The organism is Domibacillus enclensis (assembly GCF_900156125.1).
GTDB lineage: Bacteria > Bacillota > Bacilli > Bacillales > Domibacillaceae > Domibacillus > Domibacillus enclensis.
Genome location: NZ_FTLX01000001.1, coordinates 612,137 through 633,927 on the forward strand (window position 1 = coordinate 612,137; position 21,791 = coordinate 633,927).

Here is a 21,791-nt window from a genome sequence, read left to right on the forward strand (position 1 = left end):
GGAAATTATACCAAAAAGCAGTTAAAAAGTCTTGGTTTCATTTTTAAAAAAGAGGATGCCTATTCAGACAATAAAAAAACCGCTTCCTCCCTCAAGCATCGGGCAGAAAACGGTTTTAGCGTATTCGTTTGTTAATCATTCACACGGGCAATTTTAATGTCCTTTAAAATATCTCGGACGACCCAGCTTGCCGCAATCAGACCGGCAACCGACGGCACAAAAGCGTTGGAAGCAGGCGGCATTTTGGCTTTGCGGATCTCGGCGTCCTCTTTGCCGACAACCTTCCGTACGTCCTCCCGAATGACAATCGGGCTTTCATCGGAGAAAATGACCGGAATGCCTTTTTTTATGCCTTCTTTACGCAGACGTGTCCGAATCACTTTGGCAATCGGATCGGTGTGAGTTTTGGAAATATCCGCAATAGTAAAACGCGTCGGGTCCATTTTATTGGCTGCCCCCATGCTGGAGATGATCGGAATCTCACGCTTTAGGCATTCCTTCATTAAATGGATTTTAAATGAAATCGTATCCGACGCGTCAACTACATAATCAAGGCCGTAGCTGAAAAATTCTTCGTACGTTTCTTCTGTATAAAACATCTTTAGTGCGATGACTTCACACTCAGGATTTATATCGGCTATCCGTTCTTTCATTAAGTCCGCTTTCGGCTGTCCGACTGTTGACAGAAGCGCAGGCAGCTGGCGGTTGACGTTCGTAATATCAATGACGTCTTTATCAACGAGTATTAAGCGCCCGACACCGGATCGAGCCAGCGCCTCTGCTGAAAACGAGCCGACGCCGCCGATGCCTAGAACGGCAACGGTTGTTCCTTTTAACAGCTCAAGGCCTTCTTCGCCAAAAGCCAGTTCATTTCGTGAAAATTGGTGAAGCATCGAAAAATCACTCCTGTTTTTAAGCATAAAAAAAGACGGCGAATCCCAATCGTGCCGTCGTTGTAAAACATATGTTTTGAACCCGCTCTACAGCAGGTGGGTGCCCTGTTTCGGGCGTTGCAAGTCCCCGCAAAGGGCATGTGCGCAGTCCAAAAACTCAGACTCCCAAACATATAGTGTTCGGTCAAAACAGAATGTGTAACTAACGTACACATTAGGATTCGCCTCATTGGAATCATATTATCACACGTTTTTTTGAAGGTCAACTAAGAACCATCAAAACTTATCAGAAAATTAAAAATATGTCTTTTTGCTTATTTAGCGGTCTGACTTACCCGCAAATGAAGCTCTTCAAGCTGCGGCTGCGCTACTTCTCCCGGTGCATCCATCAACACATCTGATGCACTGGCCGTTTTCGGGAACGCAATGGTGTCACGCAGGTTTGTCCGGCCGGCAAGAAGCATAACCAAACGGTCAAGACCAAGGGCAATACCGCCGTGTGGAGGTGTGCCATATTCAAATGCATCCAGCAGGAAGCCGAATTGTTCTTTCGCCTGCTCGTCTGTAAAGCCAAGCAGCTTGAACATTTTTTCCTGTACGTCGCGTTCGAAAATACGGATCGAGCCGCCGCCTAGCTCGTAACCGTTCAATACGATGTCATACGCCTGTGCACGAACGGCACCCGGGTCTGATTCCATTTTATCCAAGTCGTCACGGAACGGCATTGTGAACGGGTGGTGAGCGGCGAAATAGCGGCCTGCTTCTTCGTCATACTCAAGCAGCGGCCAGTCCGTCACCCAAAGGAAATTGTAAGTCGACTCATCAATCATGCCGAGCTCTTTGCCAAGCTTTAAGCGAAGCGCACCAAGGGCATCGGCGACAACCTGCTTTTTGTCAGCGACAAACATGATCAAATCGCCTGTCTTTGCGCCGGCTGTTTCGAGCATTTTCGCCTGCTCTTCTTCTGTAAAGAACTTGATGATCGGCCCCTTCATTCCATCCTCTTCAACCTTCAGCCACGCAAGGCCTTTTGCTCCGTAAATCGCCGCAAATTCCGTTAAGTTATCAATGTCTTTACGTGAATACTTCTCGCCGCCACCTGGTACACAAAGGGCTTTCACCTGGCCGCCTGATTCCACAACCTGCGCAAACACTTTAAAGCCTGAACCGCGTACAACGTCTGCCATATCGATTAATTCCAGGCCAAAGCGGGTATCCGGCTTGTCCGATCCAAAACGGTTCATTGCCTCGTCATATGTCATGCGCTGGAACGAGCCGTCGATCTCCACATTTTTCACACGCTTCATGACTTTTTTCAGCATTTCCTCAGTCATTTGCATAATGTCTTCCTGGCTCATAAAGCTCGTTTCAATATCGACCTGTGTAAATTCCGGCTGGCGGTCTGCACGCAAGTCTTCATCACGGAAGCAGCGGGCAATTTGGTAGTAGCGGTCTACACCAGATACCATCAGGAGCTGCTTGAAGATTTGCGGCGACTGCGGAAGCGCATAGAACTCACCCGGATGGACGCGGCTCGGTACCAGGTAATCACGTGCGCCTTCCGGTGTTGATTTTGTTAAAATCGGCGTTTCAACATCCAGGAAGCCGCCTTCGTCCAAATAATCACGAATCGTTTTTGTCACATCGCTGCGCATTTTCAGCGTCTCAAACATTACCGGACGGCGAAGATCCATGTAGCGGTATTTCAAGCGGACATCTTCATTTACCTCTGTGCCGTCTTCAATCATGAATGGCGGTGTTTTCGCTTCGCTCAGCACATTGATTTCGGTAACGTGCACTTCAATTGTCCCTGTCGGAATGTTTTCGTTGACCGTTTCCGCATCACGCTTTACAATCGTCCCTTTTACATCCAGTACATATTCATTGCGGACTCTTTCAGCGACAGCAAGCGCATCTGCTGAGATTTCCGGGTTAAACACGATTTGCATGATGCCTGTACGGTCGCGCAAATCAATAAAAATCACGCTTCCGAGGTCACGGCGGCGCTGCACCCATCCTTTTAATGATACTTCCTGTCCAATATGCTCTTCGGTCATTTCACCGTTATAAAACGTGCGTCCAAACATTTAGTTCGCCTCCATTGTTGTTTTTAAATAAGCAGCCAGTTCGTTAAGTGGCACCTGCTCCTGTGTGCCGCCTGACATGTCTTTTACTGTAATCCGGTTTTCCGCCAGTTCATCTTCTCCTAAAATGGCGGTGAAGCGTGCTTTTTGACGGTCTGATGCTTTCAGCTGTGCTTTCATTTTGCGATCTTGATAATCACGGTCTGCGGACAATCCAGCAGCACGCACGTCATGAACGAGCGATACCGAACGGTCTTTGGCCGCATCGCCAATCGCAACAATAAAGCAGTCGAGTCCTTCGTCTACCTGCCACTCGACTTGCTCTGCCTCCATCGCCGCAATAAACCGTTCAATGCTGAAGGCAAACCCGATTCCCGGTGATTCCGGCCCGCCAAGCTGCTGAACAAGGCCATTGTAGCGGCCGCCGCCGCAAAGCGTCGTGATCGCTCCAAAGCCCTCTGCCTCACTCATAATTTCAAAAGCCGTATGATTGTAGTAATCAAGGCCGCGAACGAGTGTCGGATCGATCACATATTCAATGCTCATCGCATCTAAATAGCTTGTGACCTTTTCAAAGTACGCTTTTGACTCCTCGTTTAAATAATCCAAAATGGACGGGGCTGTCGCCATTAATTCGTGGCCACGGTCTTTTTTGCAGTCCAGAATCCGCAGTGGATTTTGTGTTAGCCGAGATTGACAATCGCTGCAAAATTCATCGATTCGCGGCTTAAAGTGCGCAACGAGCGCTTCCCGGTGAGCCGTTCTGCTTTCCGCATCCCCCAGTGAATTGATAACCAGCTTCAGCTTTTTCAATCCCGCTTCCTTGTAAATCGCCATTACGAGTGCCATCACTTCAGCATCAATCGCCGGGTCCTCACTGCCAATGGCTTCAACACCAAATTGAACAAACTGGCGGTAGCGGCCTGCCTGCGGGCGTTCATAGCGGAACATCGGACCGGTGTAGAACAATTTTACCGGCTGGTCGGGGATTCCGAACATTTTATTTTCAACAAAGGAGCGGACGACAGCCGCCGTTCCTTCCGGGCGAAGGGTTAAGCTTCTTTCTCCCCGGTCTTCAAACGTATACATTTCTTTTTGAACGATATCGGTCGTATCGCCAACGCTGCGCTTGAATAATTCCGTGTGCTCGAAAATCGGCGTCCGGATTTCCTTGTAGTGATAGCGGCGGCAAACGTCTTTGGCGATGGATTCTATGTACTGCCATTTCTCTGACTGACCAGGCAAAATATCCTGTGTGCCGCGCGGAATGTTCACTGACATCTGCAATTCCTCCTTATATATGGAAAATGACACAAAAAAAACTTCCACCCCTGCCATATGCGCAGGGACGGAAGTTTTCCGCGGTGCCACCCTCGTTAAAGCCGAAGCTTTCACTTTTTGTTGATAACGCAATTCGCGGTTTTTCCTACTTATTTCAGAAAAACGCCTCAGAAGTGTCTGTTCATGAAGGTACACCGTAAATGCTCTCAGTCGCGGCATTTTTCTCTGTCCGGGCACGTGCTTCACTACTTTTCTTCCTCACAGGCTTTTGTATTTATTTATTGTTCACCAAAAAAGTATAAAAAACTTTCACGCTTATTTCAAGCTTAATCTTTTGTATCCAGGATGAGGGTCACCGGTCCATCATTCACGAGTGCTACATCCATCATGGCTCCGAATACACCCGTTTCCACATGAATGCCTCTCGCACGGAGCCGTTCATTCAGTGCATCGTATAGGTTCTCTGCCTGTTCGCCGCCGGCTGCCTTCATAAAATTCGGCCGGCGTCCTTTTTTACAGTCTCCATATAACGTAAACTGCGACACGGACAGGATCGAGCCGCCACGGTCGAGCAGTGACTCATTCATTTTGCCCGATTCATCTTCAAAAATGCGCAAATGAACAATTTTTTCAGCAAGCCAGTCTGCATCCTGCTCCGTGTCTTCGTGCGTCACACCGACGAGCAGCACGAGTCCGGACTCAATCTGCCCCGTGACCTTTCCGTCAACGGTGACACTTGCTTGTTTGCTTCTTTGTAAAACCACTCTCATCTCTACACACCTGCTGCCTTTTAATTCATAATTCGCCGAACGGCATAAATATCAGGAATCTGCTTGACCCGCTCGACCACTTTTTGCAAATGATTCACATTGCGGATGAAAATCGACATGTCAATTTTCGCCATCTTATTCCGGTCCGAACGTCCCGATACGGCTGATATGTTGGTTTTTGTTTCGCTGACGACATGCAGCACTTCGTTCAGGAGCCCCTGCCGGTCATAGCCGGAAATTTCGATATCCACCAAATACTCTTTTTGATTGGCACCGCCTGATTCCCATTCAACCGGAATCAACCGGTTTTCTGCATCATCATCCGCCGTGACATTTGGACAATCCTGCCGGTGAACGGACACACCGCGTCCTTTTGTAATATAGCCAACAATGTCATCGCCCGGCACCGGGTTGCAGCAGCGCGATAAGCGGATGAGCAAATTGTCGATCCCTTTCACAGTCACGCCGGCATTTTTCTTTTGAGCTGCCGGATTTGGCGGCGCCTTGATTTCTTTGACGACTTCGTTGAGCGCGGCTTCCTGGTCACGCTGCTTGCGCAGTTTTTCAGTTAAGCGGTTCGCCACCTGAAGCGCCGTCACACCGTTATAGCCTACCGCTGCATACATATCTTCTTCATTTAGGAAGTTGAACTTTTCCGCGACACGCTTTAAGTTTTGCTGCGTCATCACTTCTTTTACGTCAAATTCCATCTGCTTGATTTCATGCTCAACCATTTCAAGCCCTTTTTCCACGTTTTCTTCGCGGTTCTGCTTTTTGAAAAACTGACGGATTTTGTTTTTCGCCTGGGACGTCTGCGCCATTTTAATCCAGTCTTTGCTCGGTCCGTACGAATGCTTGGACGTCAGTATTTCCAATATATCGCCTGTTTTCATCTTGTAATCAAGAGTGACCATCTTGCCGTTCACCTTGGCGCCGATCGTTTTATTGCCGATCTCCGAGTGAATGCGGTAGGCAAAGTCAATCGGCACTGAACCTGCCGGCAGCTCAAGCACGTCGCCTTTTGGCGTAAACACAAAAACCATGTCGGAAAACAGGTCGAGCTTTAATGACTCCATAAACTCCTCAGCATCCTGCGACTCATTTTGGAAGTCGAGAATTTCACGGAACCAGGTCATTTTTTTGTCAAATGACGCTTTTTCGTCAACCGATTTGCCTTCCTTGTACGCCCAGTGCGCGGCCACACCGAATTCCGCTATACGGTGCATGTCTTCTGTCCGTATCTGGACTTCCAGCGGGTCACCCTTCGGTCCGATAACCGTCGTGTGAAGCGACTGATACATATTCGTTTTCGGCATAGCAATGTAGTCCTTAAACCGCCCTGGCATCGGCTTCCAGCATGTGTGGATAATCCCGAGTGCCGCATAGCAGTCTTTAATATTTTCTACTACGATGCGAACGGCCAGCAAGTCATAAATCTCATTAAACTGCTTGTGCTGAAGCGCCATTTTCCGATAAATGCTGTAAATGTGCTTGGGACGGCCGGAGATTTCTGATTCTATGTCCATCTCGTCTAAACGGCTCCGCATCAAATCAATCACATCATCTAAATACTGCTCGCGCTCTTCCCGCTTCCGTTTCATTAAATTCACGATCCGGTAATATTGCTGCGGGTTCAAGTAGCGAAGCGCTGTGTCTTCAAGCTCCCACTTGATTTTGGACATACCGAGACGATGGGCGAGCGGCGCAAAAATTTCCAATGTTTCATTTGAAATACGGCGCTGTTTTTCCTGCGGCAGATGCTTGAGTGTCCGCATATTATGAAGGCGGTCCGCAAGCTTAATTAAGATCACTCGAATATCCTGCGCCATGGCAACGAACATTTTCCGATGATTTTCTGCCTGCTGCTCTTCTTTTGATTTATATTTAATTTTCCCGAGCTTCGTTACACCATCTACGAGCATCGCGACTTCTGCATTAAACTCATTCGCCAAATCCTGCAGCGTAACGTCTGTATCCTCCACCACATCGTGCAAAAAACCGGAGGCGACAGTAGCCGGGTCCATTTCAAGGTCCGCCAGTATGCCCGCTACTTGAATCGGATGGATGATATAAGGCTCGCCTGATTTGCGAAACTGATGCTTATGCGATTCTTTCGCATACTCAAACGCCCGCCGGACAAATTCAACGTGCTCTTCATTTAAATAAGCACGCGTCCGGTCAATGACCTGGTCGGCGGTTAATATCTGGTCTTTCGCCATATGTTTTGTTCACCTTCGCCCTTTCCGAAAAAACTAATTGTTCTTATTATCGAAAAAAAAGCGCAGGATGTAAAGTCATCCTGCACTTTTTTTCTGAATTGGGCGGTTTTTGTCGAATTAATCGTATGGAATAATCGTTAAAATATCGTAGCCCTCTAAATTTTTACGGCCGTTCAAGTAGTTTAGCTCAATGAGAAATGCAATTCCGACGACAACGCCGCCAAGCTGCTCGACAAGCTTGATTGTCGCGTCAATGGTGCCGCCAGTAGCCAGCAGGTCATCCGTAATTAAGATACGCTGACCCGGCTTGACCGCATCTTTATGAATGGTCAGGACGTCTTTTCCGTACTCTAAGCCGTACTCCACCTTGATGGTTTCGCGTGGCAGCTTGCCTTCTTTGCGAACAGGCGCAAAACCTACGCCAAGTGAATACGCCACCGGGCAGCCGACGATAAATCCGCGCGCCTCAGGTCCAACAATTAAATCCGCTTGTTTTTCTCGTGCATACGCCACAATTTGATCCGTCGCGTAGCGGAATGCGTCGCCGTTATCCATCAGCGGCGTAATATCCTTGAATTGAATACCCGGCTTTGGCCAGTCGGGCACAATCTTAATGTATTCTTTTAAATTCATTTCACTTGTTCCTCCCTATGTGCACAGGCTCCTGCATCCACCCATCTAGAATGGCTTTTAGTTCCCGGTAAGATGAATAAACAAGCTTTTGTTCGAGGTCAAATTGCGTTTGTTTTCTGACATACGCAGGCGACTCGCTCAAATCACGCTTGTCCGCATCCTTTTGCACTTCAATCTTTCCATCGTTTAGTTTAACAAATCCAAGCTCAAAAAACACCTTTGACATAAAGCGGATTGATTCATACGGCCACCGCTGCTTTTTCGCCAGCAGCTCTCCATGCTGCTTAATATCAAACACGCCTTTTTTCAACAAAAAGCCGTAATACCATTTGAATTGTTCGCGTGTAGGCATGGCGCTGAAAAAGTGACTTTCTTCTGTCCGAAAGTGAGCATAAACACGGGCAGGTTCTTTTCCTGCAAACAGTGCCTTCATGAACAGTTCGTTTTCCGGTAAGTTAAGGAGCACGACATTTTGATGGTCGATCTCCACCTCTGCCGCTTCCTCTTCTGACTGAAGCCATACGATGGATGGATCCGCTGTTTTTTCAAATGAAAGGGCTCTTTTTGGTTCAGGCACGTCCTTGAACCAGTGCAGATGGCTTTTGCCGCCTCTCATATCAAAAAGCTGACATTCATCCACTTTCATATCACGCAGCATCATTTGCGGCCGGCGCATATTATTCCATTCGTTAATGGATAATTCGCCAACGACCGAAACCTGGGCTGTTTTCGCAATCTGATCCGCATAATCGCCCATTCCGAAGCCGACGCTGTCAATCGTCTTTCCGTCCTGTTCAAAAGCAGCTTTTAAATGCGTTTGATTGGCGCCGATCTTTTTCATGGAGGCAATCTGGGCATCCCGGATCACAAAAAGCGGCTTCGGATTGTTCATGCCAAAAGGAGCCAGCTTCTGAAGCGCCTCGATGCTTTGAACGGATATATCGTTGACGGACGCTTCCCCATCTATTTGAACAATTGGCGTAAAATCCTCTTCTGTCAGCGTTTCATTCGCAATCTTCACCATTCGGGCTCTCAGTTCATCTACATCTTGTATGGACAACGTCATACCTGCGGCCATTGGATGCCCGCCAAAATGAGGCAAAATATCCCGGCAGGTCGATAGGCTCTTAAACAAATCAAATCCTTTAATGCTGCGGGCCGATCCTTTGGCGATGCCTTTTTCCGAATCAAACCCAAGCACAATGGCCGGCCGATAAAACATATCCGTCAGCCGGGAGGCAACGATTCCGACAACACCCGGATTCCAGCCTTCCTTCCCGACGATAATGACCGGGTAGTCCTCCGGCGGGTAATCGCGGGTCACGATGTCAATCGCTTCTTTTGCCATTTCGTTTACGATCGTCTGGCGCTCTTTGTTCATCGCATCAATTTCTTCCGCAAGCATAAGCGCTTCTTCCGCGTCCTCTGTCAGCATCAGCTCCGCAGCGGGTCCGGCATCATCCAGCCTTCCTGCCGCATTAATGCGCGGCCCAATCATAAAGCCGACCGTTTCCTCGTTAATGGAAGACTGCTCTGTGCCCGTTTGCTTGCAGAGTGCGACAATTCCTGCCCGCTCTGACTGCCGAAGCGCCCGAATGCCTTTTTTCGCAAGCAAACGGTTTTCTCCATTTAAGGGAACTAAATCGGCAATGGTCCCGATGGCGGCTAAATCAAGCAGGTGCTCCGGCACGTGTCCGTATAACGCCTGCGCTACTTTAAACGCGACGCCTACACCCGCGAGATACTTAAACGGATAGGAACCGTCCGGGTGGTTCGGGTGAATTATCGCCAGCGCATCCGGCAGCTCGGGACCCGGCTCATGGTGGTCGGTAATAATTAAATCGATGCCGATTTCTTTTGCTACACTTGCTTCATGGACACCGGAAATACCCGTATCCACCGTGATAATCAGCCCGAATCCTTGTTCCTTCGCATGACGAAAAGCCGGCTCATTCGGGCCATACCCTTCCGTAAACCGGTTTGGAATATAATAATCCGCCGTAACACCAAAATCCCGCAGTGCTGTAAGCATGACCGATGTACTGCTGACACCATCCGCATCATAGTCGCCAAAAACGAGAACAGGTTCCTCCTGTTCCTTCGCCTGCTGAATACGGTGAATGGCCTTGTCCATATCTTTTAATAAGTAAGGATCATGCAGCTCGGTTTCTTCATCGAATAAAAACGCTTTTGCGTCGTGAACATCCGTTATGCCGCGTCCCAGCAAAAGGGATGCAGCCAGCGGACTCGTGCCCACTTCTTCCGCAAACGCTTTACTTTTCACCTGGTCCACTTCTTTCACAGACCAGCGCATTTTTGGTTTCAGCATATCTTTCACCCCATAACGTACTTATTATACGGTTCACCGATTTAAAAAACAACCAAGAAAAAACCAGGTGTTGAAAAAGAATATGTCAATGAAAAGCAGGTGACTACTTCTCTTTTTCAAAGCGACTGTGCTTGCACGAACACAGTTCGGGCGGAGAGATGCCGGCGAAGACTTCAGTGGGACGAGCGGACAGGCTGAAACAGCCACGGTTTTTAGGCTGGTTCAGCGTTCGCCCCACAGAAAAGCGGAGCCGGCAGCCCGGAGCCCCTGAATCTTCTTTTGTAGAAAAACCAGGCCATTCCTTTGCTCTAAAAAATAGAACAATCTTAAAAAGACAGTTAAGATTCTCTTGACACGTTGGTTTTTCAACACTAGAAAAAACCAGCTGCCCTCATTGGACAGCTGGTTTCATTTAATCTCCATCCGGTGCCAATCGAGTGGAATCTGCAGATGGCATGATTCCTTCACGATGTTCAACCTTCAGTTCATCCATTTCCTTTTTTAATTGTTCATTTTGGCGGATCAATTCTTTGTTCTGACGCTTAAGCGCCATTGTCCGGAACAAGCTGAACATAAAGATGGCCAGCCCGCCCATTAAAACGGAAAATAGAATAACAAGAATGAGCGGCCACTGAGCGGAACCAAAAGCATAGTTCACGGTCACCGGGTCCACGTTGATCACAGCAAAAAGTGCAATGACAAGCGCAAATAGTAAGCCTAAAATAAGTGCTGTTTGTGTTTTCATCTAATTTCCCTCCTTACCTGCCCTTTCTTTTCCCTTTTTTCTTGCGCCATTAAACATTTCCGAACACTTCATCCTTGAATTTTTAAAGAATAAGGGTCACGATAAGAAAAAAAGAAAGCAGGAATCACATGCAGCGTTATTACGTCGACGTTATCCAGGGCCGGGGCAGCTATTATGACCTTGGTCTGCTAGCCGGCCAACAGTTAAAGGCCTCCGCTTTGTTTTCCGTTCACCAAAATCGGCGAAAAAAATCAATTCGATCTTATGAGATTGACTTTCAGCAGGTGAAAGAATACTTCCGTACCTATGCGCCAGTGATGTGGGAGGAATTTGAAGGGTTAGCCGAAGCGCTCGACTGGCCACTATATGACGTTGTTCATGAGTACAGCGGTTTTCAAGCAGATGATGTGAACAGTGGCTGCTCAGCGATGATGAGCGGCGGCATCTTTGCCCGAAACTATGACTTCCACCCGAAAACGTATGAAGGCCGCTTGCTTCTCTGGCAGCCCGATCACGGGTATGCCTCTGTCGGCATTAGCGGGCGGATGGTTGGGCGGATTGACGGCATGAATGAACAGGGACTGGTCATCGGCTTTCATTTCGTGAACAGGCGCCGGGCTGAGGATGGCTTCACGTGCAGCGTTATTGCCCGGATGGTTCTTGATTCGTGTGCGACAACTGAAGAAGCCATTTCCCTTCTGTCTGCTATTCCGCACCGTCATTCCTTTAACTACTCTCTTTACGATGCCTCCCTGCAAAGCGCAGTTGTGGAAGCATCTCCAAGGGGTATACATGTGAACCGGAACGCCTCTGCCTGCGCCAATCATTTTTCATCGGAGCAGCTGACAACGGAAAACCGGTACCATACCGTCGAATCCAACGAACGAATTCGTTTGCTTCAGCAGTATGCCGATGCTGAACTGGATGCAGCACGTGCGTATGAAACCTTTAACAACCCGGTTCACGGCATTTTCAAGAAAAAATACAGCAGCTGGTCCGGAACCTTGCACACCACCGTGTACGACCCGCAAAACCTGCAGGTGCTCGTCGGAATCGGCGAATCCGCCCGCCCCCTGCCGATTGATTTTAAAGAGTGGCTTGCCGGCAATCGGCTCCCGGTTACCCGGCTGTTCGGAGAGATAGATACAGCGGAAAAATTTGTTCATATGTAAAAAAAGCGCCCGGCTATGCCGGACGCTTTTTCTTATACTTGAAGCTCGTCTGTATTTGTTTTCTTTTCTTTATACGTAATGAGCTTGCCTTTTTTCTTCAGCTCTTTCTTTTTCCAGATCAGCCATAGCTGCGCGGCGATGAAGATCGATGAATAGGCGCCTCCGATTAAGCCGACCAAAAGAGCAATCGAGAAGTTTAAAATGGAGGTGCTTCCGAGAATGATCAAGGCAATGACCGCGATCACGACGGTTAAAACGGTGTTGATTGACCGCGCCAGTGTCTGGCGGATACTTTTGTTTACAATCATATCAAGCTGCTCAGGTTCTGTGATTTTCTTTGCTTTCACCATGTTTTCACGAACCCGGTCAAACGTTACGATCGTATCATTGATCGAATAACCGACAATAGTCAGAACAGCGGCAATGAATGTAATGTCGACCTCCAAACGGGTCAGGCTGAAGAACGCAATGATGAAAAACACATCATGAAGCAGCGCGACAACGGATGCGACACCCATGTACAGCTCAAAACGGAATGCGACATACAAAATGATGCCAATCGCAGCAATGACCAGCGCCTTGACGGCATTTTTCGCTAATTCTTTGCCGACCACCGGCGATACGGTGCTAACATTCGGCTCTGTGCCGAATACATCATTTAAGCTTGCTTTAATTTCGGCAATTTCCTGCTGGTTCAGTGCTTCGTCAAAGCGGGCAGACGCAACATTCTGGTTGTCGCCGCCAAGTGTTACATTGACATCATAGCCGAGTGTATCCAGCTCCGCTTCAACCGCTTCCTCTGTTAACGGCTCGTTTGACAGAAGCTCCATGCGCGAGCCGCTTGAAAAATCGATGCCGAGATTTAATCGGAACACCGCCAGAACAATCATGCCCGCGACAATCGCCACCGCCGAAAACGCAAACAGCTTTTTGTGCGGCTTGACAAAGTCCAGCTTGTCAAATTTCGTCGGAAGATCCAGGGCATCGTACCCTTCTTCGATCGGATGAATGTCTTTTTTCTTAACGCCGAACCAGCCAGGCTTGTTGTTCAGCCAGTTGCTTTTCACAAGCAGGCTCATCAACACCCTTGCTCCCCAAATTGCGGTCACAAAACTAACCAAAATACTAATAATGAGCGTCGTCGCAAATCCTTTTACCGAGCTTGTGCCAAAGTAAAAAAGCACGCTGCCGGCAAGCAGTGTCGTCAAGTTGGCATCTACGACAGTCAAGAAGGCATTGCTGCTTCCTGTTTTAAACGCGGATTTAATCGGACGGCCAATCTTGATTTCTTCGCGGACACGCTCCGCCGTAATAATATTCGCATCCACTGCCATCCCCACACCGAGAATAAGCGCGGCAATGCCCGGCAGTGTCATTACTGCATTAATCAAGTCAAAAAGAAGCAGTGTCAGATAAAGGAAAACGGACAGCGTAATGACCGCTATAATACCCGGTAAACGGTAGTATAAAATCATAAACAAGAAAATAATCGCAATCCCGACGATACCAGCCAGGACGGTTTCATTTAACGCCTGCTCCCCGAACTGTGCACCAACAGAGGTTGAGTAGATTTCATTCAGCTTCACCGGCAGCGCACCCGCATCAAGCAAAGCGGCCAAATCCTGCGCTTCCTCAACGGTAAAGCTTCCGGTAATCGTGACATCTGTAGTGTTAAACACTTCATCTACATTCGGTGCAGATAAAAATTTCGGATTTTCTTTTTGCACTTCTTCCGCAAACGAATCAACGCCTTCTTCAAAATCAAGCCAGATAACCAGCTGATTGTTCGGCGCCATTGCGACTATTTTTTCGGTCACTTCTTTGAATTTATCACTGTCTTTTAATTTAACCGCTACATTGGGCTGGCCTGTTTCCGTAAAGGACTGTTCTGCTCCCCCTTCGACAAGGTCGCTTCCGTCCATCATTAAATTATCGTTCACATCACGGAAAGAAAGGTTCGCCTGTGTAGACAGCAGGCTTCTTGCTTGCGCCTGGTCTTGAATTCCGGCCAGCTGCACACGAATACGGTTGCCTTCTTCTACTTGAATACTCGGCTCGCTGACACCAAGGGCATTAATACGCCGATCTAATGCTTGAGTGGTGTCAGTTACAGTACTTTCTGTAATTTCCTGTCCTTTTTGTGCAGGTTCCACTTCATAAAGAACTTCAAAGCCCCCCTGCAAATCAAGGCCAAGCTTAATATTTTTGACGATATCGCCCGCAGTTACGCCCATTGCGCCAAACAGCATGACAACAATAAGCAAAAACGCAACGATCCGGCTCCGTTTTACCATTCTTCATTCCCACTCCTTATTGTATGTAAAAAACCAGTTGATAAAAAAAATTCCGGTAACGAATACCAGAATTCCTCAGCAATACCCATTATGAATGAGAAAAAACAGACTGTCAATTTACTCACGGTCTTTCGGACGGTCGAATAAAGCGTCAAGTTCGTCATCTGATAACGGCGCTCCCCACTGAGGCGTTTTAAACGCAGCCACCTGTGTATAATTCATATAATCACCGGGCTTCACCGATAAAATGTCCCCCACCAGACGAGCGAATGTCCGCTCTTCATCTGTTTTTTTCCACTTCTTTTTCAGCAGGCATTCCCAGAGCGTTGAAACATTCGCTGAATCATATCCATACAGTCTAAATTCTTCCACTTTACTGATTAATGCCGGCAGCAGTCGTTCGTAATGTACAGCGTATGGATGATTTTCCATTGTCAAAGCCCCCTGTCATGCTCGTCCCTTTTCTGACATATACCTCATTATACAATATTTTCTGTACAATTACTTTTTTCAAAAAAGGACGGTGGCAGGTTGTCGTCATTTATGAAAGGAACGATGTGGCTGGCCGGCGCCATTTTCCTTGTGAAAATTCTCGGTTTTATTAACCGCATGGTGATCGCCCGGTTTATTGGCGAAGAAGGCGTGGGGCTGTATATGGCTGTGTTCCCGACGTTTATTTTAATTGTGACAGCCGTTCAGTTCGGGCTGCCGGTTGCCGTAACCAGAAGTGTTGCTGCAGCCGAAAACAATACACAGCGAAAACACATTTTATGTACGACACTTTTCATTACGGTTTCTTTGTCCGCTCTTTTCACGCCGCTTTTATGTATTCTTGCGCCGTATTTAGCTGAGAGCCTGTTTCATGACCCGCGGGCTGCACTGCCGCTGTATGCCATCGCCCCCTCTATTCCGATCATTGCGGTTTCCTCCATTATGAGGGGCTATCTGCACGGAAGGATGAACATGAAGCCCGCCGCTATCTCTCAGCTCATTGAACAGATTGTCCGGATTGGGCTTATTCTTTTTACCGGGCGAATGCTTGTCCCGTACGGAATTGAATATGCCGCCGCTGGAGCAATGGCAGCCGCTTCAGCCGGCGAGCTTGCTTCGCTTTTGTATCTTTCCGCCGCTTTCCGTTCCGAGTGGAAAAAGATACGCAAGTGGCCCGGCAGGCGGACGAGCCGGGCGCTTTCAAAAGAGCTGTCTGAAACGGCGCTTCCGGCAGTCGGCAGCCGGTTAATCGGCTCCGGTGCCTGGTTTTTAGAGCCGATTGTGGTGGTCAAAAGCCTTGCTATCGCAGGTCTTGCATCAAACGAAGCGATGAAGGAATACGGCATTTTAACCGGCTATGCCCTGCCGCTCATGTTTTTGCCTTCATTTTTAACGGTCGCTCTTTCCTCGTCTCTCGTCCCGGATATTAGCGAAGCGTTCAGCCGAAAACAGCTGAGCCGTATTGCTCTGCGGATCAACGAGTCGATCCGGTTTTGCTTGTTTTCAGGGGGCTTTGCTGTCATTGTGCTTTTTCTTTTTTCCGACACGCTGATGCTCGTCATGTATCATACGAAAAAGGGGGCGGATTTAATTCAGCTGATGGCGCCCTTTTTCCTGCTGTATTACTGTCAGGGTCCTCTGCAAGCCGTTCTGCAGGCGCTGAATTTGTCCCGTGCAGCCATGCTGAACAGCTTTTACGGAGCAGCCATTAAATTATCAATTATCTTTCTGCTTTCCAGCCAGCCTTTATTCGGTATACGCGGCACAGCCATCGCGATTGCGGCCAGCATTACACTCGTGACCCTTCTTCACACAGCGTCGATGCTGAGGGCAGTTCCGTTTCGTTTGCAGTACGGCTTATATGCAAAGGTGGCGTTGCTGCTTACGTTTACCTTTCTGGCTGCCCAGCAGTTTCTTCCTTTTCTCGAGCGCAATACCGCTCTGTATTTAGGCGGCGGCATAACAGGCTGTCTGCTCGTTTATGCAGCCGGTGCGGTTGTGCTCGGCATTTTGACCAAAAGGGACGCTTCCCTGTTCCTTTTTTGGAGACATTAAAAAAAATCCCCCGATGATTCGGAGGATTTCTTCATTTTATAAAGTGCCTTTATCGACGACATCACGTACCGCTGAACGGTCGAATGTCAGGCGTGTGCCATCGCCGACAACGATTGTAATCGTCGTTTCATCAGATGATTCGATCATGCCATGTAGGCCGCCGATCGTGACGATTTTATCACCTTTTTGCAAGTTGTTTTGCATTTCCATTACTGTACGCTGGCGTTTTCGCTGCGGACGGATCAACAGGAAATAAAACAACGCAAACATGACAATCAGCGGGAGAAATTGTGCTAAAGCTTCCATTCTATTTCTTCACTCCTTTCCAAAAACAGAACAACGTCAAAAGTTTTTTGCATCCGGTCGGTTAAACCCGTATTGCTCAAAGAACTCCTCGCGGAAATCACCAAGCCGGTCCTCTCGGATCGCTTGACGTACGTTTTCCATTAAGTTTATCAGAAAATGAAGGTTATGGTAAGTCGTAAGTCGAATTCCAAACGTTTCATTGCAATGAAGCAGGTGGCGAATGTAAGCACGCGAATAATTTTTGCACGTATAGCAGTCGCAATTCGGATCAAGCGGACCGAAATCACGCGCATACTTTGCGTTTTTCACGACAAGACGGCCTTCGCTGGTCATCAGTGTCCCATTCCGGGCAATTCGCGTCGGCAGCACGCAGTCAAACATGTCCACACCGCGCATCGCTCCGTCAATTAATGAATCAGGCGATCCAACGCCCATTAAATAACGCGGCTTGTCAGACGGCAAATGCGGCGTCGTAAAATCAAGCACGCGGTTCATCACATCTTTCGGCTCACCGACAGACAGACCGCCAATTGCATAGCCAGGGAAATCAAGTGACACGAGGTCGCGAGCGCTTTGCTTGCGAAGCTCTTCGTATTCTCCACCCTGTACAATGCCGAACAGCCCTTGGTCTTCAGGACGCTTATGGGCCGTTAAGCACCGCTCTGCCCAGCGGGACGTACGTTCAACCGATTTTTTCATATAGTCGTATTCAGCTGGATAAGGCGGGCATTCGTCAAACGCCATCATAATATCTGACCCGAGCGCATTTTGAATGTCCATCGCTTTTTCCGGTGATAAAAACAGCTTGTCGCCGTTAATATGGTTGCGGAAATGAACGCCTTCTTCTTCAATTTTACGGAATTCGCTTAAAGAAAAGACTTGAAAGCCGCCGGAATCCGTTAAAATGGCCCCATCCCAGTTCATGAATTTATGAAGGCCGCCTGCTTCCTTGACAATATCATGGCCAGGACGCAGCCATAAGTGGTAGGTGTTGCTTAATAAAATATTGGCACCCATCGCCTTAATGTCTTCCGGTGCCATCGTTTTCACAGTCGCAAGCGTGCCGACCGGCATAAATACAGGTGTTTCAAAGCTGCCGTGTGGTGTGTGCACACGCCCGAGACGCGCACCGGTTTGTTTACATGTTTTAATTAATTCATATTTAATGGCCGTCATTTACTTGCCGCCTTTCGTATCCATAATAAGCATTGCGTCGCCAAAGCTGAAAAAGCGGTACTGTTCTTTCACGGCTTCTTCATAAGCTGCCAGAACCTGTTTCTGTCCCGCGAGTGCACTGATCAACATAATCAGTGTTGACTTTGGCAGGTGAAAATTCGTAATCATGCCGTCAATGGCGCCAAATTGAAAACCAGGATAAATAAAAATATCGGTCCACCCGCTTGATTCCTTGACCGTGCCATGATCCCGTGCAGCCGTTTCAAGTGTGCGAACCGAGGTAGTGCCGACAGCAATGACACGGCCGCCCTGCTGCTTCGTTTCTTGAATCGCTTCTTCTGTCTGTTTAGAAATCGTGTAAAACTCGGCATGCATATCATGGTCTTCGATTGAATCAACGGAGACAGGTCGGAATGTGCCAAGGCCGACGTGCAGCGTAATAAACTCGATCCGGATGCCGCGCTCCTTTAACTCACTGAGCAGCGCATCGGTGAAATGAAGACCTGCTGTCGGTGCCGCAGCCGATCCGCGTTCTTTTGCGTAAACGGTTTGATAGCGTTCTTTTTCCTCAAGCTGCTCTTTAATATACGGCGGCAGCGGCATTTCGCCAAGCTCTTCCAGCACCTCATAAAAAATCCCTTCATACTGAAAGCGGAGCATGCGGCCGCCCTGCTCTTTTTCACCGGTGCAGACCGCTTTAAGCTTCCCATCACCAAAAGAAATGATGCTGCCTTCCTTGATGCGCTTCGCCGGCTTCACGAGTGTTTCCCAAACATCCGTTTCTTCCTGCTTCAGAAGCAGCACTTCAATGTTCGCGCCTGTTTCTTCTTTTACACCATGAAGTCTCGCCGGCAGCACCTTTGTATCATTTAACACGAGCAAATCACCCGGCTTTAAGTAGCGGGTAATGTCTTTAAAAGAAGCGTGTGTGATCGCCCCGTCCTTCTTATCGAGCACCATCAGCCGGCTTTCCGCACGCTCTTTTAAAGGCGCTTGGGCGATCAGCTCTTCCGGTAAATTAAAATTAAAATCCTCTACTTTCATTTCGTACACCTCGAATTTATTTCCATTTTCCGATCACATAAAAAAGAATCGACAGGACCACACTGGCCACAATCGACGTGACAATCGGAAAATAAAAAGTTGCATTTTCTTTTTTAATGACAATATCGCCCGGAAGCCTGCCGAGCTTTGTAAACTGAACAAGTACACCGAGAACAAACAGCACAGCACCGCCAAGCATCAAAAGTTTGCCGATTCCTGTCATCGGTTCGGCACCTCGATCCCCAAATGCTCATACGCGGCAGGAAGCGCCATACGCCCGCGCGGTGTCCGCTGCAAAAAGCCAATTTGAAGCAAATACGGCTCATAAACATCCTCAATCGTTGTTGATTCTTCACCGATGCTTGCAGCCAGTGTATCAAGGCCAACAGGTCCGCCTGTAAAACGGGTCAGGATCGTCGTCAAAAGCTTATGGTCAATGTGATCAAGGCCGAGGCGGTCGACCTGCAAAAGCTCCAGTGCTTCGTTCGCTTTTTCGATCGTAATATGGCCTTCGCCGCGAACTTCTGCATAATCGCGCACGCGCTTTAACAGCCGGTTCGCAATCCGGGGTGTTCCCCGTGACCGCCGTGCAAGCTCCTCGGCCCCCTCCGGATCAATGGCTGTTCCAAATATATCCGACGTCCGCAGCACCACTTCCTTCAGCTGCTCGGCCGTATAATATTCCAATCGCGAATGAACGCCGAACCGGTCACGCAGCGGAGCCGACAGCGCACCTGCCCTGGTTGTGGCGCCAATGAGCGTAAAAGGCGGCAGATCCAGCCGGACGGACCGTGCTTCCGGCCCTTTGCCGATCACAATATCCAGACAGAAATCCTCCATGGCTGGATACAGTACCTCTTCAATAGAACGGGGCAGCCGGTGAATTTCATCAATGAACAACACATCTCCCGGTGCAAGCGCCGTTAAAACAGCGGCCAAATCGCCGGGCCGTTCAATAGCAGGGCCAGATGTCGTCCGGAAGCCTGCGCCCATCTCATTCGCAATCACCGCGGCCATCGTCGTTTTCCCGAGCCCCGGCGGTCCGTAAAGCAGCACATGGTCAAGCGTTTCTTCCCGCTTTAACGCCGCTTCAATAAAAATGGACAGGTTTTGCTTTACCTGGTCCTGGCCGATATATTGACGCAGGGTTTGTGGCCGGAGCGACTGTTCTTCAAACCGCTCATCCGCACCGGCACTGCCGGATACTACACGATTTTCGTCCAATTTATCCACCTTCCTTTACCCGAGCAGCAGCTGCAGCCCTTTGCGAATGTATTCATCCGTGGACCGTTTTTCTTCTTTTTCAAGACGGCTCGAAATACGCTTGATTTCACGGGCTGAATAGCCAAGTGCCTCCAGCGCCAGCAGCGCCTCGCTAAGCTCTGTATTTTCGGACGGTGCCGGCTCTTCTTTATCTTCTGCAAACAAGCCGGAAAACGGATCGCCCGCCACATGCTCAAGCTTGCCTTTTAAATCTAAAATCATTTGTCGTGCTGTTTTTTTTCCGATGCCCGGGAACTTAATTAAATACGATTCATCCTCACGTTCGATAGCTTCTACAACGTGTGAAGGCGTACCGGATGCAAGTACGGCCAGCGCTCCCTTAGGACCGATGCCGGACACGCTGATCAGCTTTTCAAACAGCCGCTTTTCTTCAGCTGTCGCAAACCCGAACAGTACGTGTGCATCTTCACGGACATGCTGATACACAAACACCTGCTGTTCTGTTTTCACAAAAGCAAACGGATTCGGCGTTAACACGCGGTAGCCAATCCCGCTGTTCTCCAGCACAATGTATTCCGGTCCAATGAATGTAACCGTTCCTTTAATATATTCGTACAAATGGTCGCTCTCCTTTTAAACACAGTTCATCCATTGTATCATATCACAGCTTCCCTCAAAACAAAACATCCGTTCTCAGGTCATTCATGCGATTTAAAATAATCATCCACGGCTACAACGAGTGCACCCATCCGTTCATGTTCAGGGGCAACGACACGCGTTACGCCGTATTCGTGAAGCGTGCCCGTCGTGACTTTGCCGACAGAACCAGCTACGGCTTTTGTATTAAAAGCCTCCGCCAGCCGGCCGGTGGCACCGAGCTTTTCAGCTTCCTGAAACAAGACCCGGACTTGCGGCGTAGCTGTAAACAACACCGCATCGATTTCGCCGTCTAACACTTCATGAACGAGTGCAGTGACCATATCCGGCTGCGGGACGGTTGTTTTATACGGCAGGATGTAGGTTAATTCCGCTCCTTTATGAGTAAAGCCGTTTTCAAGCGCCGGCACCGGTTCTCCGTGGAGCTGCAGGAAAACCCGCTGACCTGACAAATCCGTTTCTTCAAACGCAGCCAAAAGACCGGCATTCGTTCCATCGCCATCTCCCAGGAAAGGCACAAGTCCGACCTTTTTCAGCTCCTGAACTGTTTTATAGCCTCGAGTAGCAATATTCGAGGCGGCAGCGGCTTTATGGAAGGGTTCAGCTAATCCCAGCTCTTCTGCTGCTTCAAAAACCGCCGCCGCACCGATGCCGGTTGTAAAAACGGTCCAGTCGGCTCCATTTGCAATGTACGAGTCAATCGCGGGCTTCATGTCTTCTGCTGAACACTTTATTGTTTCCTGCAGCGGCCGTTCCACTGCTTCTCCGCCTTTTTTAACCACCATCATGCCCATTTCCATCATTTTGCGCGACCCTGTAATCGCAATCCGCTTCCCGTTCAAGTTCCCCATTCCATCTCCCCGTTTCTCTTTTCTTTTTATACTATCTTTTTCACACTCTTTTTTCCATAGAAAAGAC

General features: G+C 48.6%; 19 protein-coding genes, 1 other RNA gene and 1 other annotated feature. Of the genes, 2 read left to right on the forward strand and 18 right to left on the reverse strand.

Annotated features, from left to right (window positions below):
* Positions 1-131 precede the first annotated feature (131 nt).
* The 9 genes from BW952_RS03165 to BW952_RS03205 all read right to left on the reverse strand — a co-directional run bounded on the left by BW952_RS03165 (position 132) and on the right by BW952_RS03205 (position 10,954).
* Positions 132-893, reverse strand: a complete 762-nt coding sequence (locus tag BW952_RS03165) for a tRNA threonylcarbamoyladenosine dehydratase (RefSeq protein WP_045849770.1) — start codon at positions 891-893, stop codon at positions 132-134.
* A 38-nt stretch (positions 894-931) separates the two neighbouring features.
* Positions 932-1,117: non-coding RNA, 6S RNA (ssrS, locus tag BW952_RS03170), on the reverse strand.
* A gap of 90 nt (positions 1,118-1,207) precedes the next feature.
* Positions 1,208-2,980, reverse strand: coding sequence for an aspartate--tRNA ligase (aspS, locus tag BW952_RS03175; protein WP_045849771.1), 1,773 nt, complete (start codon positions 2,978-2,980; stop codon positions 1,208-1,210).
* The gene (gene hisS, locus BW952_RS03180) at positions 2,981-4,258 is read right to left on the reverse strand and encodes a histidine--tRNA ligase (RefSeq protein WP_045849772.1); all 1,278 of its coding nucleotides are present in this window, start codon (positions 4,256-4,258) and stop codon (positions 2,981-2,983) included.
* 60 nt (positions 4,259-4,318) lie between these two features.
* Positions 4,319-4,529 (reverse strand) — a binding site (T-box leader).
* 55 nt (positions 4,530-4,584) lie between these two features.
* A complete protein-coding gene (gene dtd / locus BW952_RS03185) occupies positions 4,585-5,028 on the reverse strand; it encodes a D-aminoacyl-tRNA deacylase (protein WP_045849773.1) in 444 nt (147 codons plus the stop codon).
* A gap of 20 nt (positions 5,029-5,048) precedes the next feature.
* Positions 5,049-7,247, reverse strand: coding sequence for a RelA/SpoT family protein (locus BW952_RS03190; RefSeq protein ID WP_045849774.1), 2,199 nt, complete (start codon positions 7,245-7,247; stop codon positions 5,049-5,051).
* 117 nt (positions 7,248-7,364) lie between these two features.
* Positions 7,365-7,880 (reverse strand): adenine phosphoribosyltransferase, encoded by a 516-nt coding sequence (locus BW952_RS03195; RefSeq protein WP_045849775.1) that lies wholly within the window; start codon positions 7,878-7,880, stop codon positions 7,365-7,367.
* A 1-nt stretch (position 7,881) separates the two neighbouring features.
* Positions 7,882-10,209, reverse strand: a complete 2,328-nt coding sequence (recJ, locus tag BW952_RS03200) for a single-stranded-DNA-specific exonuclease RecJ (protein ID WP_045849776.1) — start codon at positions 10,207-10,209, stop codon at positions 7,882-7,884.
* 412 nt (positions 10,210-10,621) lie between these two features.
* Positions 10,622-10,954 (reverse strand): LapA family protein, encoded by a 333-nt coding sequence (locus BW952_RS03205; protein ID WP_045849777.1) that lies wholly within the window; start codon positions 10,952-10,954, stop codon positions 10,622-10,624.
* Positions 10,955-11,082: 128 nt separating this feature from the next.
* On the opposite strand from BW952_RS03205, the gene BW952_RS03210 reads away from it, so the two are divergent.
* On the forward strand, positions 11,083-12,126 hold the full coding sequence (locus BW952_RS03210) for a C45 family autoproteolytic acyltransferase/hydrolase (protein ID WP_045849778.1): 1,044 nt from the start codon (positions 11,083-11,085) through the stop codon (positions 12,124-12,126).
* A 32-nt stretch (positions 12,127-12,158) separates the two neighbouring features.
* Here BW952_RS03210 and secDF read toward each other — a convergent pair whose 3' ends face one another.
* Positions 12,159-14,420: a protein translocase subunit SecDF gene (gene secDF, locus BW952_RS03215; RefSeq protein WP_045849779.1), complete on the reverse strand. Its 2,262-nt coding sequence runs from the start codon at positions 14,418-14,420 to the stop codon at positions 12,159-12,161.
* Positions 14,421-14,537: 117 nt separating this feature from the next.
* Complete coding sequence (locus BW952_RS03220; protein ID WP_045849780.1) at positions 14,538-14,852, reverse strand: post-transcriptional regulator; 315 nt, start codon at positions 14,850-14,852, stop codon at positions 14,538-14,540.
* A gap of 111 nt (positions 14,853-14,963) precedes the next feature.
* Here BW952_RS03220 and spoVB point away from each other — a divergent pair, with 111 nt between their 5' ends.
* A complete protein-coding gene (gene spoVB / locus BW952_RS03225) occupies positions 14,964-16,466 on the forward strand; it encodes a stage V sporulation protein B (protein ID WP_231581297.1) in 1,503 nt (500 codons plus the stop codon).
* Positions 16,467-16,502: 36 nt separating this feature from the next.
* On the opposite strand, the gene yajC is transcribed toward spoVB, so the two are convergent.
* The 7 genes from yajC to BW952_RS03255 all read right to left on the reverse strand — a co-directional run bounded on the left by yajC (position 16,503) and on the right by BW952_RS03255 (position 21,724).
* Entirely contained in the window at positions 16,503-16,772 is a 270-nt protein-coding gene (yajC, locus tag BW952_RS03230) for a preprotein translocase subunit YajC (protein ID WP_045849782.1), read from the reverse strand.
* Positions 16,773-16,808: 36 nt separating this feature from the next.
* Positions 16,809-17,948 carry a tRNA guanosine(34) transglycosylase Tgt gene (tgt, locus tag BW952_RS19195; protein WP_045849783.1) on the reverse strand — a complete coding sequence of 380 codons (1,140 nt, stop codon included), beginning with the start codon at positions 17,946-17,948 and terminating at the stop codon, positions 16,809-16,811.
* Complete coding sequence (queA, locus tag BW952_RS19200) at positions 17,949-18,992, reverse strand: tRNA preQ1(34) S-adenosylmethionine ribosyltransferase-isomerase QueA (RefSeq protein ID WP_045849784.1); 1,044 nt, start codon at positions 18,990-18,992, stop codon at positions 17,949-17,951.
* Positions 18,993-19,008: 16 nt separating this feature from the next.
* A complete protein-coding gene (locus tag BW952_RS03240) occupies positions 19,009-19,215 on the reverse strand; it encodes a DUF2905 domain-containing protein (protein WP_045849785.1) in 207 nt (68 codons plus the stop codon).
* Positions 19,212-20,216: a Holliday junction branch migration DNA helicase RuvB gene (ruvB, locus tag BW952_RS03245; protein WP_045849786.1), complete on the reverse strand. Its 1,005-nt coding sequence runs from the start codon at positions 20,214-20,216 to the stop codon at positions 19,212-19,214. Before ruvB ends, BW952_RS03240 begins: the two co-directional genes overlap by 4 nt.
* A gap of 15 nt (positions 20,217-20,231) precedes the next feature.
* Complete coding sequence (gene ruvA, locus BW952_RS03250; RefSeq protein ID WP_045849787.1) at positions 20,232-20,834, reverse strand: Holliday junction branch migration protein RuvA; 603 nt, start codon at positions 20,832-20,834, stop codon at positions 20,232-20,234.
* A gap of 80 nt (positions 20,835-20,914) precedes the next feature.
* Entirely contained in the window at positions 20,915-21,724 is an 810-nt protein-coding gene (locus BW952_RS03255) for a uroporphyrinogen-III synthase (RefSeq protein WP_045849788.1), read from the reverse strand.
* Between the last annotated feature and the right edge of the window lie 67 nt (positions 21,725-21,791).